General features: G+C 66.5%; 11 protein-coding genes. 6 read left to right on the forward strand and 5 right to left on the reverse strand.

Annotation, left to right across the window (positions count from 1 at the left end; genetic code table 11):
• Window positions 1–38: 38 nt before the first annotated feature.
• The 3 genes from prfB to lysS all read left to right on the forward strand — a co-directional run bounded on the left by prfB (window position 39) and on the right by lysS (window position 3,387).
• Window positions 39–1,143, forward strand: a protein-coding gene (prfB, locus tag PX653_RS08225) for a peptide chain release factor 2 (protein WP_277417407.1) whose coding sequence is annotated in 2 segments (ribosomal slippage) — window positions 39–119 and window positions 121–1,143 — 1,104 coding nt in all. Because the reading frame shifts where the segments join, the coding sequence is not laid out codon by codon here.
• Window positions 1,144–1,851, forward strand: a complete 708-nt coding sequence (locus PX653_RS08230) for an HAD family hydrolase (RefSeq protein WP_277417408.1) — start codon at window positions 1,144–1,146, stop codon at window positions 1,849–1,851.
• A gap of 6 nt (window positions 1,852–1,857) precedes the next feature.
• On the forward strand, window positions 1,858–3,387 hold the full coding sequence (gene lysS, locus PX653_RS08235; RefSeq protein ID WP_277417409.1) for a lysine--tRNA ligase: 1,530 nt from the start codon (window positions 1,858–1,860) through the stop codon (window positions 3,385–3,387).
• A gap of 109 nt (window positions 3,388–3,496) precedes the next feature.
• Here the strand turns inward: lysS and PX653_RS08240 are convergent, their stop codons facing one another.
• The 4 genes from PX653_RS08240 to ppnN all read right to left on the reverse strand — a co-directional run bounded on the left by PX653_RS08240 (window position 3,497) and on the right by ppnN (window position 8,275).
• Window positions 3,497–4,591, reverse strand: a complete 1,095-nt coding sequence (locus PX653_RS08240) for a PEP-CTERM sorting domain-containing protein (RefSeq protein ID WP_277417410.1) — start codon at window positions 4,589–4,591, stop codon at window positions 3,497–3,499.
• A gap of 201 nt (window positions 4,592–4,792) precedes the next feature.
• Window positions 4,793–5,908, reverse strand: coding sequence for a PEP-CTERM sorting domain-containing protein (locus PX653_RS08245; RefSeq protein ID WP_277417411.1), 1,116 nt, complete (start codon window positions 5,906–5,908; stop codon window positions 4,793–4,795).
• A 470-nt stretch (window positions 5,909–6,378) separates the two neighbouring features.
• The gene (locus PX653_RS08250) at window positions 6,379–6,891 is read right to left on the reverse strand and encodes an SLATT domain-containing protein (RefSeq protein WP_277417412.1); all 513 of its coding nucleotides are present in this window, start codon (window positions 6,889–6,891) and stop codon (window positions 6,379–6,381) included.
• 7 nt (window positions 6,892–6,898) lie between these two features.
• Entirely contained in the window at window positions 6,899–8,275 is a 1,377-nt protein-coding gene (gene ppnN, locus PX653_RS08255) for a nucleotide 5'-monophosphate nucleosidase PpnN (RefSeq protein WP_277417413.1), read from the reverse strand.
• Between the two features lie 287 nt (window positions 8,276–8,562).
• Here ppnN and PX653_RS08260 point away from each other — a divergent pair, with 287 nt between their 5' ends.
• Entirely contained in the window at window positions 8,563–10,011 is a 1,449-nt protein-coding gene (locus PX653_RS08260; RefSeq protein WP_443094352.1) for a peptide MFS transporter, read from the forward strand.
• Window positions 10,012–10,272: 261 nt separating this feature from the next.
• Here the strand turns inward: PX653_RS08260 and glpD are convergent, their stop codons facing one another.
• Window positions 10,273–11,832, reverse strand: coding sequence for a glycerol-3-phosphate dehydrogenase (gene glpD, locus PX653_RS08265; protein ID WP_277417415.1), 1,560 nt, complete (start codon window positions 11,830–11,832; stop codon window positions 10,273–10,275).
• Window positions 11,833–11,996: 164 nt separating this feature from the next.
• Here glpD and PX653_RS08270 point away from each other — a divergent pair, with 164 nt between their 5' ends.
• A complete protein-coding gene (locus PX653_RS08270; RefSeq protein ID WP_277417416.1) occupies window positions 11,997–14,411 on the forward strand; it encodes a penicillin-binding protein 1A in 2,415 nt (804 codons plus the stop codon).
• A 17-nt stretch (window positions 14,412–14,428) separates the two neighbouring features.
• Window positions 14,429–15,232 (forward strand): PP2C family protein-serine/threonine phosphatase, encoded by an 804-nt coding sequence (locus PX653_RS08275; RefSeq protein ID WP_277417417.1) that lies wholly within the window; start codon window positions 14,429–14,431, stop codon window positions 15,230–15,232.
• Window positions 15,233–15,273: the final 41 nt, after the last annotated feature.

A 15,273-nucleotide genomic window follows, 5' to 3' on the forward strand; every position in this document is an offset into this window, starting at 1 on the left:
TCCCGGGTTTGATCGCACTCTACAGAGACATAAAAATCATGGAAGCCGAACGCATCAACGCCCTCTCCGCCCAGCTCGCAGATCTGACGACCCGCGAAGCCGAACTTCGGAGGTATCTTTGACTTCGATAAGAAGTCGGAGAAACTGGAACAACTGAACGCCGAGCTGGAAGACCCGGCCGTCTGGAACGATCCCAAGAAAGCCCAGGACATGGGCCGCGAGAAGAAGGCCCTGGAAGCCATCGTCGACACGCTGACGAAGGCCAAGAGCGACCTGGCCGACATGGCCGAGCTGTTCGAGATGGGCCGGGAAGAAAACGACGACAGCACGCTGGAAGCCGTGATCGCCGATACGGCCGAGATCCAGAAGGTCATCGAGGGTCTCGAATTCCGCCGCATGTTCAACAACCCGATGGACCCGAACAACTGCTTCATCGACATCCAGGCCGGCGCCGGCGGCACGGAGGCGCAGGACTGGGCCTCGATGCTGCTGCGCCAGTACGTGCGCTACTGCGAACGCAAGGGCTTCAAGGTCGAGATCATGGAAGAGTCCGAGGGCGAGGTCGCCGGCATCAAGACCGCGACCCTGAAGGTCGAGGGCGACTACGCTTACGGCCACCTGCGCACGGAAACGGGCGTGCACCGCCTGGTGCGCAAGTCGCCGTTCGACAGCGCCAACGGCCGCCACACGTCGTTCACGTCGCTGTTCGTCTACCCGGAAGTGGACGACTCCATCGAGATCGAGATCAACCCGGCCGACCTGCGCATCGACACCTACCGCGCGTCCGGTGCCGGCGGCCAGCACATCAACAAGACCGACTCCGCGGTGCGCCTGACGCACGCGCCGTCCGGCATCGTCGTACAGTGCCAGAACGACCGCTCGCAGCACCGCAACAAGGCCGAGGCGATGGAAATGCTGAAGGCCAAGCTGTATGAACAGGAACTGCGCAAGCGCATGAGCGAGCAGCAGAAGCTGGAAGACTCGAAGACCGACGTGGGCTGGGGCCACCAGATCCGTTCCTACGTGCTGGACCAGTCGCGCATCAAGGACCTGCGCACGGGCTTCGAGACGGGCAACACGAAAAACGTGCTGGACGGCGACCTGGACGACTTCATCGCCGCCTCGCTCAAACAAGGCGTATAAATGACCGCGACCACCAAGGCAGGCGCACGCGCCTTCATCTTCGACATGGACGGCACCATCGTCGACAACATGGCGTTCCACACGAAATCCTGGCTGGCGTTCTTCGAGCGCCGCGGCCATGCGATCGACGGCGACGAATTCTTTCGCGCCACGGCGGGCCGCCAGGGCCATGAAATCATGCGCACCTACCTGGGCGCGGAGCTGACCAGGGAACAGGCGGCCGAGCTGGACGCGGAGAAGGAAGAACTCTACCGCGAGCTGTACGCGCCGCACCTGGAAACGGTGGCCGGCTTCGAGCAGCTCGTCGCCACCGCCCAGGAAGCGGACGTGCGCCTGGCCGTGGCCACCGCCGCGCCGCCCGCCAACATCGTCTTCACGCTGGACGGCCTGGACCTGCGCCGCCACTTCGATGCCGTCGTGGGCGCGGCCGACGTCGCCCGCGGCAAGCCGAACCCGGACGTGTTCCTGCTGGCCGCCGAGCGCTGCGGCGTGGCGCCGGAACACTGCATCGTGTTCGAGGATGCGCCGCTGGGCGTGGAAGCGGCCCGCCGCGCCGGCATGCGCGCCGTCGTGCTGACGACCACCTTGCCGGCCGACGCTTTCGCCGAATTCGACAACGTCATCTGCGTCGCGCGCGACTTTACCGAACTGAATATCGACGCGCTGTTCGCCAGCAGCGCCGTCACCACCACCACTACAGAAGCATAAATCACCATGACTACGGACATCCAAGACCAGGCGCCCGGCCAGGACGACAACAAGATCATCGCCGAACGCCGTGCCAAGCTGGCCTCGATCCGCGAAAAAGGCGTCGCCTTCCCGAACGACTTCCGGCCCGAGCACAAGGCCGCCGACCTGCAGGCGCAGTATGGCGACAAGTCGCGCGAGGAACTGGAAGCGAACCCTGTCCCCGTGGTCCTGGCGGGCCGCATGATGCTGAAGCGCGAAGCGGGCAAGAAGGCCGCCTTCGCCACGCTGCAGGATTCGTCGGGCGTGAAATGCGACGGCCGCATCCAGATCTACGCCACGCTGGACGCGACCGGCGAAGCCGCGATGGAAGCCTTCCGCACGTATGACCTGGGCGACATCCTGGGCGTCGTCGGCACGCTGTTCAAGACCAAGACGGACGAACTGACCGTCAAGGTCACGGAACTGCGCCTGATCACCAAGTCGCTGCGCCCGCTGCCGGACAAGTTCCACGGCCTGGCCGACCAGGAGACCAAGTACCGCCAGCGCTACGTGGACCTGATCATGAACGAGGACACCCGCCGCACGTTCAAGGCGCGCACCGCCGCGATCGCGTCGATCCGCCGCTTCATGCAGGACAACGAGTTCATGGAAGTCGAAACGCCGATGCTGCACACGATCCCCGGCGGTGCGGCGGCCAAGCCATTCATCACGCACCACAACGCGCTGGACATGCAGATGTTCCTGCGTATCGCGCCGGAGCTGTACCTGAAGCGCCTCGTGGTGGGCGGCTTCGACCGCGTGTTCGAGATCAACCGCAACTTCCGCAACGAAGGCGTGTCGATCCGTCACAATCCGGAATTCACGATGATGGAGTTCTACGCGGCGTACACCGACTACCAGTGGATCATGAACTTCACGGAAGCCGTGATCCGCCAGGCCGCCGTCGATGCGCACGGTTCCGCGGTGCTGACCTACGGCGGGCGCGAGCTGGACCTGTCCAAGCCGTTCCACCGCCTGACGATCGTCGGCGCCATCAACAAGTTCGCGCCGCACTACACGGACGAACAGCTGAACGACGCGGAGTTCATCAAGGCGGAACTGAAGAAGTTCGGCGTCAAGCCGCACGCGCACTCCGGCCTGGGCGCGCTGCAACTGGCGCTGTTCGAGGAAACCGCGGAAGCGCAGCTGTGGGAGCCCACGTTCATCATCGACTATCCGGAAGAAGTGTCGCCGCTGGCGCGCGCGTCGGACAGCCGCGAGGGCATCACGGAGCGCTTCGAGCTGTTCATGGTGGGCCGCGAGATCGCCAACGGCTTCTCGGAGCTGAACGATGCGGAAGACCAGTCGGCGCGCTTCCTGGCCCAGGTGGCCGCGAAGGAAGCCGGCGACGACGAGGCGATGTACTACGACGCCGACTACATCCGCGCGCTGGAATACGGCATGCCGCCGGCCGGCGGCTGCGGCATCGGCATCGACCGCCTGATCATGCTGCTGACGGACTCGCCGAACATCCGCGACGTGCTGCTGTTCCCGCACCTGCGCAAGGAAGACTGAGCCGGCAGCCGATCCGGCGATGCAAAGGGGGCGGTCGTCGCCCGGTAGGCCTGCCGGCCTGCCGGGCGGTGCCGCCCCCTTCTCGCTTACGGACCGCCCTACCGAAGCTTTACACGACGGTCGATGCCCCGCGACGGCGCCGCCAGACCGCCAAGACGCCCACGCCGGCCGCCAGCATGGCGTAGCTGCCCGGTTCCGGTACCGGCGTCAGCACGGCGTAGCCGAATTCGCCACTCGCATTGCGCACGTCTGCGACAATCTGCCCCTTGTCGTTCAGGTCCCATACCTGCCCGACCGTCCAGCCGGTCTCCTGGAGCAAGTCGTTGAGCAGCGTGACCTTGCCATCGACAAGGATCCACGGACGGTAGTCGCCCCAATAGCCGGAGTTGCCGATGACCTGCCCAGCATTGTTGAGGTCGACCGCGGTCATGTCGCGGCCGTCGAAACCGAAATACTCCACCGTGCCATTGCGCATCAGCCAGGTGCCATAGCCATCCGACTCGCGCATGTAGGTGCCCGCGATCAGTCCGGCATCGTTGATCGCCACCGCGCCCGCGTCATCGCCCTGGATTTCCAGGTTGCGCATCGCGCCGTTCTCGTACACGAACGCCGCGCGGTGCCCTGCGTAGTCGCTGCCCGAACCGACGACGACGCCGTGGTTGTTGATCGACGTGGCGATGCTGCCCGCCCCGTAACCGGCCAGCTTGCCGAGGTCCGTCACGCTGCCGTTGGCAAAGACGACCGCATGGCCATGGCCCCTGCAGCCACCCCAGCCCGTGCAAATCAGGTTGTTGTCGGTTGCCCAGCCAACCATCGCGCTGGCATCGTTGATGGCGGCAACGTAGTTTTCGCGGCCGTCGAGCATGGGCAGCCGCGTCGCCACGCCGTTGCGGACGACGACGCCAAAGCCGAGCGGGTACTGGGCGTCACTGGCGTATTCGGAGGCATTGAAGGCGAACGAGCCGTCGTTGCCGACGATCGGCTTGATGATCCCGGAGAAAGGCTGTGAACCGAGCTGTCCGCCGATATGGGAATAGGCGGTGCCGCTCGGGCCGAAGCCCGCCAGGTCGCCGGCATTGTTGATGCCCTGCCAGTGTATGTCGGTGTGGCCGGGGGTCAGCGACGACAGACTGGTGACTGAGTATTTCGTTTGCGCCTGGGCGCCGGCACAGGCCAGGCCGAGGCCCAGCAGCGCTGCCAGCAACGGGGTACGAAGCATAGGTCGATCTCCTTCCGATTGATGTGGGAAAACCGGTCCGGGTGCGAAAGCACCCGGCCTGGCGCGCAACAGAATAGATCAAAAAACAACGTGAGTGGCAAAAATAACAACTAGCAGACAGGAAGTCAGTCGCGGCCGGTCCCGTGGACCAGCCGTTGGCTGGACTTGCCGCGCTGTGCCGACGTATTACGCGGTGGCGCGCCGACGCCGCCAGACCGCCATGACGCCAAGGCCGGCCGCCAGCATCGCGTAGCTGCCCGGTTCCGGCACCGGCAGCAGCACCGGCGGTTCGTCCGGCGTCAGCACCGCGAACACCTGCTGGCCGTCGGGACGGCGCACCTGTGCGACGATCTGGCCTTTGTCGTTCAGGGCGTACACCTGCAGCACGGACCAGCCATCATCGTGCAGCAGTTCGTCCAGCATCGTCAGCTGGCCGCCTTCCCGTATCCACGCGCGCTCCGAGGGGATCGCACCGGAGTTGCCGATGAGCTGCCCGGCATTGTTCAGATCGACGACGCTCGTGTGCTCATGGTCGAGGCCGAAATACTCGACCGCGCCGTTGCGCATCACCCAGGAGCCGTAGCCTTCGACGCCGCGCCAATAGGTACCGGCGATCTGCCCGGCATCGTTGATCGCCACCGGCACCGTGCTTTCGGTGCCGACGTTCAGGTTGCGCATCGTGCCGTTCTGGTAGATGAACGAGGCACCGCCCCAGGCCGAGTTGCCGCTCCAGCCGACGATGGCGCCGCGGTTGTTGATCGCCGTGGCCATGCTTTCGGCATGACCGGGGAGCGTACCCAGCACGGTCGGGGCGCCGGCGCCGAAGATCGCCGCACGGTGCGTACCGTCGCACGAGCCCGATTCACCGCAATGCACCCCGTCGGCCGCACCGCCGACCGTCACGCCCGCGTTGTTGATGGCGGTGACGTAATTGAGCCCATCCGGCGAAGTCAGGGGCAGCTGCGTGGTCACGCCATTCTTGATGGTGTAGGCCTTGTAGACGTACGATGCCGCCATCGGTTCGGGAGCATTGAACAGGACCGTGCCATTGTTGCCGATGGTGGCCTGCTCGACGCCGCCATAGGAGGCGTCGGCGGCCAGCGTGCCGCCGATGTAGGTCAGCACGCCCGCCCCGCCCTGTCCGACGAGATCGCCGGCTTCGTTGATACCTTCCCAGCGCACAAAGCGGTCGCCGGGCGTGAGGAAGGACAGGTCGTTGATCGTATAGCGGCTTCCGGCCTGGGCATTGGCGCAGGACAGCCCAAGGCCCAGCAGCAGCGCGCACAGCGGCTTCATGGTCATAATGCATTCCTTTCGTGTGATGTCGTGGGAAGGCAGATCGGCGAGAATCCTGGTCCGCAATCGACTCGACCAGGGCGCGCCCATCATAGACGACAATCCGCATTATGTGGTTAAAAACATAACTTTCATGCCGCAATCGACCGGCACGGCAGCCCTGGCGGGGCGGGTCCGACTTGCGATCTAGCGCGCTTGACCGCGCGGATCTACCCGGCGCAATGGCGGATGTGTCGATGGGGCCCCGCCGGTGCGGCGGCCGTGTGGCCCGTCATGGTGAGCAGGTCGTCGCCGGCGCGCACGATCAGGCCGGACGGATCGGTTCTAGGACGGGCTGGGTGCGGTCGATCGCGTCCAGTACGGCGCGACCTCCGTGCGGGTGACATCGGCGCGAAGCTGCCCGGCCATGATGGCACGGCTGCGGGAGAATTATTCCCGCTCGCCTGCCAGGCTCGGCACAAGGCAACCAGGGCGCGCTAGCCGCCCGCTGCGGTAGTGTCCGCCCGCAATACCTTCAGGACGTGCGCATGGATGGCACTGGAGACGGCCGGCGCTTCCTGGCCCAGCCGGTCCAGTTTGTCGCGCAGCACGTTGATGTAGTTCGGCTCATGGGCCGCGGTGCCGCTGGCATGCATGGCCTCCAGCTCGCGCCGGATGGCGCCGTAGCGGGCGCCGAACGTCTTGTGCTTCTCGGCCCGCTCGGCGAACTTGAAGAAGGTCTGCAAGCTCGACAGGATTGCCGCCAGCACGCTCAGCGCCCCCACGGCCAGCTTCGCCTCCACCGCCACCACCTCGGCGGCGATCGAGGCAAACACCGACGTGCCCACCACGCCCGAGATGACGATGACGGGCACGCCCAGCCAGTAGCTGCGCCGCTCCAGCATGGTCGCCATCTCGTAGTGCCCCAGCTGCGATTCGCGGGCGCGGCGCAGCCACGCCAGGATCAGCGCGTCGGCATCGCCCGGCGGGTGGTAAGGCGGTTCGACCATGGCGGCGTCACGCCGATTTGACGACCCGGTAGCATGGCGTATACGCCTTGCCGGGCAGCTTCATGCGGCTGTGGGCGACGAACGACGCCAGCAGCGCATCCATCGGCTCCATGATGGCCAGGTCGCCCTGGATCTCGAAGTGGCCGTGCTGCTCGATGGCGCGGATGCCGTCGTCCTTGACGTTGCCCGCCACGACACCGGAGAACGCCCGCCGCAGGTTCGCCGCCAGCAGGTGCACGGGCTGGTTCTTGTGCAGCTTCAGGTTGCGCATGTTCTCGTGCGTGGGCGCGAACGGGCGCTGGAACTCGTGGTCGATCTTCAGGGCCCAGTTGAAGTAGTAGGCGTCGCTGCGGCCCTTGCGGAACTCGCGCACCTGCTTGATCCCCTCCTGCATCTCGCGCGCCACGGCTTCCGGATCGTCGACGATGATCTTGTAGCGCTCCTGCGCCGCCTCGCCCAGCGTCGTGCCGATGAATTCGTTGATCTGGATGAAGTAGTCGCGCGACGATTCGGGGCCCGTGAAGATCAGCGGGAACGGGATGTCGGCGTTGTCCGGATGGAGCAGGATGCCCAGGATGTAGAGGATCTCCTCGGCCGTGCCGGCGCCGCCGGGGAACACGATGATGCCGTGGCCCGTGCGCACGAAGGCTTCCAGGCGCTTTTCGATGTCCGGCATGATCACCAGGTCGTTGACGATCGGGTTGGGCGACTCGGCGGCGATGATGCCCGGCTCCGTGATGCCCAGGTAGCGCCCGTTCAGGAAGCGCTGCTTGGCGTGGCCGATGGTGGCGCCCTTCATCGGGCCCTTCATCGCGCCCGGGCCGCAGCCCGTGCAGATGTCCATGCCGCGCAGGCCCAGCTGGTAGCCCACTTCCTTCGAGTAGTTGTACTCGGCCCGGTTGATCGAGTGGCCGCCCCAGCACACGACCAGGTTCGGGTTGATCTGCGGGCGCAGGATGTTGGCGTTGCGCAGGATGTGGAAGACGGCATCCGTGATGCCTTCCGTCGAGGCGAGGTCGAACTTCGGATTGTCCGTGACCTCGTTGCTGACGAAGACGATGTCGCGCAGCACGGCAAACAGGTGCTCGTGGATGCCCTTGATCATCTTGCCGTCGACGAAAGCGATGGCGGGTGCGCCCTTGATCTCCAGCTTGATGCCGCGCTCGCGCTGGATGATGTTGATCTCGAACGACTTGTAGCGCTCCAGGAGCTCCTTGCCGTCGTCGATGGTGCTGCCGCAGTTCAGGACCGCCAGCGCACAGTTGCGAAACATATTATAGAGACCGCCCTTGCCCGAATCGAGCAGCTTGACGACCTCCGCCTTGGACAAGACCTCAAGTTTGCCCTCTGGAGAAATCAGTGTATCGACAAAGCCTTGTTCCATGGTGCATGAATCCTTTCAGTTACCCGGCCGCCGTGCTCTGCAATATGGCCGTACGAACCGTCAATATACACGCAAACCCCCGCTACCCACCCTCGGCGCGAGGCAAACGCGGTTGCAACGTTTATAGACAATTCGGCAAACTTACCACATTGCTGCAGTGCACCACCTGAAAAGATCGACAATCGGAGCCGGTACATTACAATGGCGACTTTTTTTCAGGAGGTATCCGCATGAGCGGTACAACCAAACCGACGAATGAAGCGGCGATCCCGGAATTTCGTCAGATCATGGGACATCCCAGCCCACTCTGGATGTTGTTCATGACGGAATTCTGGGAACGCTTCGCGTTCTACGGCATTCGCTGGGCCCTGGTGCTCTACATCGTGGCGCAGTTCCACGGCGGCGCTTCCTCCGGCGAAGCCGATGCCAACCTGACCTACGGTTCCTACCTGGCGCTCGTGTACGCGGCGGCGCTGTTCGGTGGCTACGTGGCCGACCGCGTGCTGGGCTACCAGCGTTCCATCCTGATCGGCGCCACGTTCATGGCCGCCGGCCTGTTCATGATCGCCTACCCGGACCCCACCGTCTTCAAGCTGGGCCTGGCCACGATCATCACCGGTAACGGCCTGTTCAAGCCGAATATCTCGACGATGGTCGGCAAGCTGTATTCGGCCGCGGATTCGCGCCGCGATTCCGGCTTCACCATCTTCTACATGGGTATCAACGGCGGCGCGTTCATCGCCCCGATCCTGACCCAGTACCTGGCGCAATACGTGTTCAACACGGGCGACACGCCGGCCTACAAGGTGGTGTTCATCGCCTCCGGCGTGGGCATGCTGATCAGCCTCGCGTGGTTCTTCATCGGCCGCCAGGGCCTGAAGGGCATCGGCGCACCGGAACCGCAGGCGCAAAGCATGGCGCGCGTGCTGTACGTGATCGTGGGCGCGCTGGTCGTCATCCCCGTCGTGTTCGCGCTGCTGGCCGTCGGTGCCCAGCAACTGCAGGCCGTGCTGACGGTGCTGTTCATCCTGCTGGCCGTGATGCTGCTGGTGGAAGGCTTCCGCAACGGTCCGGTCGCGCGCGACAAGGTGTTCGCGATGCTGATCATCTTCGCGTTCAACATCCTGTTCTGGATGTTCTTCGAACAGGCCGGCAGCTCGTTTACGTTCCTGGCCGAGAACATCGTCAACCGCGATTTCGGCGACTGGACCTTCCCGACCGCCTGGTTCCAGTCCGTGAACTCGATCGCCATCATCACGTGCGCGCCGATCATCGCGGCCACGTGGATCTGGCTGGCGCGCCGCAATGCCGACCCGTCGATCCCGCGCAAGTTCGGCCTGGGCCTGATCTTCAACGGCGTCGCCTTCGCCCTGCTGATGTTCGCGCTGTCGTCGCTGGTGTCCGCCGAAGGCAAGATTCCGTTCTGGACGCTGTTCATGGTCTACGTGATCCAATCCATCGGTGAGCTGTGCCTGTCGCCAATCGGCCTGTCGATGGTGACCAAGCTGGCGCCGGTGCGCCTGGTGGGCCTGGGCATGGGCGGCTGGTTCCTGTCGACCGGCATCGGCAACAACCTGTCGGGCATCTTCGCCTCGCACGTCAGCGGCGAGTCGGGCATGTCGGTAGCGTCCGCGCTGTCGGGCTACACGTTCGGGTTCTGGTCGCTGGTCGGTGGCGGCATCGTGCTGTTCCTGGTCGCGCCGTTGATCCAGAAGCTGATGCATGGCGTGAAGTAAGCGCCTTTGCTGTTGAAAAAAGCGGCCGGTTGGCCGCTTTTTTTTATCGGTGCGCCGTCGAGCCCCGCGTCGGCACCCCGCAAGGCCAGGGGCCAGCGACGCGCATCCAGCTTTGCTGTCGTGGGATAGGGCTGGCGCCGGCGCGTCAGGCTCAGGGTCTGTCCCTTCAGGGACTGACCCTGGTTTTCTTCGCAGGAGCATGCGTCGCCGTGGAAAACCGGGGTCACTCCCCTGCGGCGACAGACCCCAGGCACTCGGGCGTCAGGGGTGCGCGTCCAGCCAGGCCTGCAGCGTCGCCACCGCCTCCGGCGCCAGATGCAACCCCAGCTTCGAGCGCCGCCACAGGACGTCCTCGGCCGTCTGCGCCCACTCGTGCCGGCGCAGGTACGCCACCTCCGCCTCGTACAATCCCGGCAGGATCTCCTCGCCCATCGCGGCGCCATCCGTGCGCCCGCGCAACAGCGTGTGGATGCGGGTGCCGTAGGCGCGCGCGTAACGCCGTACCAAGGACGGCTCGAGGAACGCATAGTGCACCTGCATGCTCGAGCTCCAGGCGTCGAATTCCAGCACGGCGCGGTTCTGCGGCTGGGCGCCGAACAGGTCGCCGCCCGGCAGGCAGGCGTGCTCCGTCCATGCCGGCGCGGGTCGCCCCAGCCTGCGGCACAGCTGGTCCACGGCTTCCTCGGCCAGCTTGCGGTACGTGGTCAGCTTGCCGCCGAAGACGGACAGCAGCGGCGCCCCCTCCGGATCCGCATCCAGTGCCAGCCGATAGTCGCGTGCGCCCCTGGCGTCGCGCGCGTCGTCTTCCAGCAGCGGGTGCACGCCGGCGTAGCGCCACACCACGTCCGCCGGACGCACCGGTGCGCGGAAATAGGTGCTGGCCGCGTCGCACAGGTAGTCGATCTCGCCGGCGTCGACGGCGGCGGCGGCCGGGTCGCCCGTGTACGCCACGTCGGTGGTGCCGATCAGCGTGAATTCGCGCTCGTACGGGATGGCGAAGACGACACGGCCATCCGTGTGCTGGAACAGGTACGCGTGATCGTGCTCGCAGACCCGCCGCACGACGATGTGGCTGCCCTTGACGAAGCGCAGCCCGGCCGGCACGGGCCGGCCCAGCGCTTGCCCGAGCAGGCGGCCCGTCCAGGGCCCCGCCGCGTTGACGAGCGCGCGGGCCGTGATGTCCTTGCTGCTGCCGTCAGCCCGGCGCAGCGTGACGTGCCAGATTCCGCCGACCCGCCGCGCCGCCGTGCAGCGGGTGCGCGTCAGGATGCAGGCGCCCTTCTGCGCCGCATCCATCGCGTTCAGCACGACCAGGCGGGCATCGTCGATCCAGCTGTCGGCATACACGAACGCACCGGTGAAGCGCGGTTGCAGGGGGCGGCCGGCCGGATGGCACGCCAGCCGCACGGCATGGGCGCCGGGCAGCAACTGGCGCCGCGCCAGGCGGTCGTACAGGAACAGGCCGGCCCGTAGCAGCGGCGCGCCGCGCTGGCCTGGCCCGTGGGGCATGACGAAACGCATGGGCCACATGATGTGCGGGGCGGCGCGCATCAGCACCTCGCGCTCGGCCAACGCCTTGCGCACCAGGGCGAAGCGGAGGTATTCCAGGTCGCGCATGCCCCCGTGAACGAGCTTGGTGGCGGCCGACGACGTGTGCGCGGCCAGGTCGTCCTGTTCGCACAACGCCACGCACAGGCCGCGCCCGGCGGCGTCGCGCGCGATGCCGGCGCCGTTGATCCCCCCGCCGACGACGAGGACGTCGCAGTCGACGCCGCCCGCCCCGCCCCGGGTGCACTGCGGGGCCTCGAGCCCCTTCCCCACGTTGTCTGATACTGTTTGCGAGATGTCGTGCGCCACTGCCGGACCCCAGCCTGAAGAATTTCTATCAAGATACGACACTTACCGATGGTTCCGCAAGAGCGCGCCGGCCGGCCGGCGCGACTGCACTATAATGGCCCGGTCTTGCAACCTTGGAAACCAATCACTTGAAGACTACCTGGATCAACCGCCGCAACGCCGTGCGCGGCCTGCTGTTCGTTGGCGCCGCCGGCCTGCTGGCCGCCCTGGCGCTGCTGGCCTACCTGTTCCTGATCGTGAAGCCGCGGCTGCCGTCGCTGGAGGCCGTGACGGACTACAAGCCGAAGATCCCACTGCGCATCTACACGGCCGACAATGTGCTGATCGGCGAGTTCGGCGAGGAGCACCGCGACTTCGTGCCGATCGACCAGATTCCCGAGATGATGAAGAAGAGCGTGCTGGCCATCGAGGACACGCGTTTCTACGACCACGCCGGCATCGACTGGGTACGCATGCTGGGCGCCATGAAGGCCAACCTGGCCGGCGGCTTCCGGCAAGGCGGCTCGACGATCTCGATGCAGGTCGCGCGCAACTTCTTCCTGACGCGCGAGAAAGTCCTGTCGCGCAAGCTCAACGAGGTGATGCTGACCTACAAGATCGAGGACGCGCTGACGAAGGACCAGATCCTCGAGCTGTACATGAACCAGATCTACCTGGGGCAACGCTCGTTCGGCTTTGCCGGCGCCGCCCAGGTCTATTTCGGCAAGTCGCTGAAGGAACTGTCGATCGCCGAGATGGCGATGCTGGCGGGCTTGCCGAAGAATCCCGCGCGCCACAACCCCGTCGTCAACTTCAAGCGCGCCAAGGCGCGCCAGGAAGTGGTGCTGCGCCGCCTGCTGGACATCGACTACATCACCCAGGAGCAGTACGACGCGGCCGTCCAGGAGACCATCCGCGTCAACGACCGCGGCCAAGAATTCGACACCCATGCCGAATACGTGGCCGAGCTGGCGCGCCAGGCCGCTGTCGCCGAGTTCAACGAGGAAGCGTATACGCGCGGCATCGTCGTGCGCACGACCATCCTGTCGGCCGACCAGAACGCCGCGTACGAATCGGTGCGCCGCAACGTCATTGCCTACGACCAGCGGCACGGCTACCGTGGCCCGGAAGCCTTCATCGAACTGCCGGAAGAAGGCGAGGAACGCGACGAGGCCATCGACGCGGCACTGGAAAAGCGCCCGTCCAGCGACGGCCTGATCCCCGCTGTCGTACTGAGTGCCACGGCCAAGGAAGTGCGCGTCGAAACGGCCGACGGCGAGGACATCGTCGTCAAGGGCGACGGCCTGAAGCTGGCGGCCAACGCCTTGTCGGCCAAGGCCAAGGAGAGCATCCGGCTGCGCCCAGGCGCCGTCATCCGCGTCTCGAAGGATGCGAAGGACCGCTGGGCCATCACGCAGGTGCCGACCGTGGCCGCCGCGTTCGTGTCGATCGACGCCAGCACGGGCGCCTACCATGCGATGGTGGGCGGCTTCGACTACAACCTGCAGAAATTCAACCACGTGACGCAGGCATGGCGCCAGCCGGGATCGACCCTGAAGCCGTTCGTCTATGCCGCCGCCGTGGAAAAAGGCTATTCGCCCGCCACCCTGATCAACGACGTGCCCCTCGAGCTGCCGGGCGGCGCCAATGGCGAGCCGTGGCGCCCGCAGAACGACGACTTCCAGTTCGACGGCCCGATCACCATGCGCACGGCGCTGACCAAGTCGAAGAACGTGCCGTCGGTGCGCATCCTGAACGCTGTCGGCGTGCCGTATGCGCACGAGTTCCTGGGCCGCTTCGGCTTCGACCTGGCGAAGCATCCGCAGAACCTGACGATGGCCCTCGGCACGGGCGCCGTCACGGCGCAGCAGCTGGCCGGCGCGTACTCCGTCTTCGCCAACGGCGGCTACCGCGTGCAGCCTTACCTGATCGCCCGCATCGAGGACGCCAGCGGCAAGCTGCTCAAGGCCGGCCCCGCGCCGACACGACCGGATGAAGCCAACCGCGTGCTGGACAGTCGCAACGCCTTCGTCGTCGACAGCATGATGCGCGACGTGGCGCGCAGCGGCACCGGCGCAGCGGCGTGGCAGCGCCTGGGCCGCACCGACATCGCCGGCAAGACCGGCACGACGACGGACGCGGTGGATGGCTGGTTCGGCGGTTACGGCGGCGGCATCGTCGCGGTGGCGTGGATGGGCTACGACGATCCGAAATCGCTGGGCAGCCGCGAGTTCGGCTCGTCGCTGGCGCTGCCGATCTGGATCGACTACATGAAGGTCGCGCTGGCCAAGCGCCCAGCGCTGGAGCGCCCGGTGCCGGAAGGGGTGGTACAGCTGGACGGCGACTGGATCTACGAGGAGTACGCCAACGACCCGACGGTCAAGGGCATCGACCTGGGCGACGCGGCGCCGCAACCCGTGCCGGCCGAAGGCGCGGCGCCTGCCACGGCCCCCGCCACCCCGCCGGTGATTCCCGTCACGCCCGGTGCGCCCGCGTCGAACATCGTGCCGCAGCCGACCGGCGCGCCGCAGCCGCCGCAGCACCCGCCGCCGCCGGGCGACTGACCGTCCGCGGGAGCGCCATGGCCAGCCAACCGCCTTCGTCGACAGCGCAGCACGGCACGCTGGCCGGCGGCAGCGCCTGCGCCATCACGGCAACCGGCCCATTTCGCGCGACGAACGAGGACCGTTTCCTGCTTGCGCCCGAGCTGGGCCTGCTGGCGGTGGCGGACGGCATGGGCGGCCACGCCGATGGCGCGCTGGCCAGCGCCATGGCGCTCGACGTCTTGCGCGGCTTCCTGGACACGGCCGGGCATGGCGCCGACGACACGTTCGCCCCGGGAGCGCATGGCGGCGCGCCGCTGCACACGCTGGCCGCGGCCGTCGCGCAGGCCAATGCCCATCTATACCAGGCCAACGTGGCGCGCGGCCGCGCCGACGGCACCGGCATGGGCACCACGCTGACAGTGCTGTGGCGGCCGGTACTGGACGGTCCCGCCTACGTCGGCCACGTGGGCGACAGCCGCCTGTACCTGCTGCGCGCCGGCCGCCTGGCGCAGCTGACGCGCGACCAGACGCTGTACCAGCAGGCGCTGGACGCGGGCCGCACGACTGCCCTTCCCGGCCGCAACCTGCTGTTGCAGGCGCTGGGGCCCGGACCGGCCGTACAGCCGGAGCTGCTGGTGCAGCCGGTGCTGCCCGGGGATCTGTACCTGCTGTGCAGCGACGGCCTGCACGGCGAGACCGCTCCGGCCGACCTCGCCGCCATCCTGGCCACGGCCCGCGACGACAACCTGCACGACTGCTGCGCCGCGCTCGTGGCGCAGGCGCTGGCCGACGGCAGCCGCGACAACGTCACGGCCGTACTGCTGCGCTGCAGCGGCTGACCCGGGGCCCGGCGACGCGGGAAAACCGCTTCGACTATAAT

It is taken from the genome of Pseudoduganella chitinolytica (assembly GCF_029028125.1).
GTDB lineage: Bacteria > Pseudomonadota > Gammaproteobacteria > Burkholderiales > Burkholderiaceae_D > Rugamonas > Rugamonas chitinolytica.

Excerpts from the sequence above, each read along its gene's own strand:
- lysS (WP_277417409.1), top strand. The coding sequence starts at position 1,858 with ATGACTACGGACATCCAAGACCAGGCGCCCGGCCAGGACGACAACAAG.
- PX653_RS08260 (WP_443094352.1), top strand. The coding sequence starts at position 8,563 with ATGGGACATCCCAGCCCACTCTGGATGTTGTTCATGACGGAATTCTGG.
- PX653_RS08250 (WP_277417412.1), bottom strand. The coding sequence starts at position 6,891 with ATGGTCGAACCGCCTTACCACCCGCCGGGCGATGCCGACGCGCTGATC.
- PX653_RS08230 (WP_277417408.1), top strand. The coding sequence starts at position 1,144 with ATGACCGCGACCACCAAGGCAGGCGCACGCGCCTTCATCTTCGACATG.
- ppnN (WP_277417413.1), bottom strand. The coding sequence starts at position 8,275 with ATGGAACAAGGCTTTGTCGATACACTGATTTCTCCAGAGGGCAAACTT.
- PX653_RS08245 (WP_277417411.1), bottom strand. The coding sequence starts at position 5,908 with ATGACCATGAAGCCGCTGTGCGCGCTGCTGCTGGGCCTTGGGCTGTCC.
- PX653_RS08275 (WP_277417417.1), top strand. The coding sequence starts at position 14,429 with ATGGCCAGCCAACCGCCTTCGTCGACAGCGCAGCACGGCACGCTGGCC.